The sequence below is a fragment of the Paraburkholderia sp. SIMBA_054 genome, from assembly GCF_046534875.1.
In the GTDB taxonomy this organism is placed as follows: Bacteria; Pseudomonadota; Gammaproteobacteria; order Burkholderiales; family Burkholderiaceae; genus Paraburkholderia; species Paraburkholderia hospita.
Map to the genome: position 1 here is coordinate 1 of NZ_JAWRXV010001876.1, position 229 is coordinate 229.

At 38.9% G+C, this 229-nt stretch carries 1 protein-coding gene; it reads left to right on the forward strand.

From position 1 onward, the window contains the following. Positions 1–229 (forward strand): hypothetical protein (locus SB822_RS61555; RefSeq protein WP_410859726.1); only part of this gene is annotated, 229 nt, incomplete at both ends.

The window sequence follows — 229 nt, forward strand, 5'->3', positions numbered from 1 at the left end:
ATTAAAGGCGGGAAGTATGTCTTTAAGATTGATCAAGGGAAGAATGTGGTGAAAAGGGTTGAGAAGACTGCTAAGGATATAAAAAAACTGCCCTCAGCCTTTGCGGATCGTGCAAAATTAGAAGGGCATTTTGATAAACACGGAAAAGAGTTCTCAGGACTATATAAAAATGCTAACGAATACCTTGAAGGTGCAAAAGTGGTTATTAATAGCGGCATCAAGGTCAAGT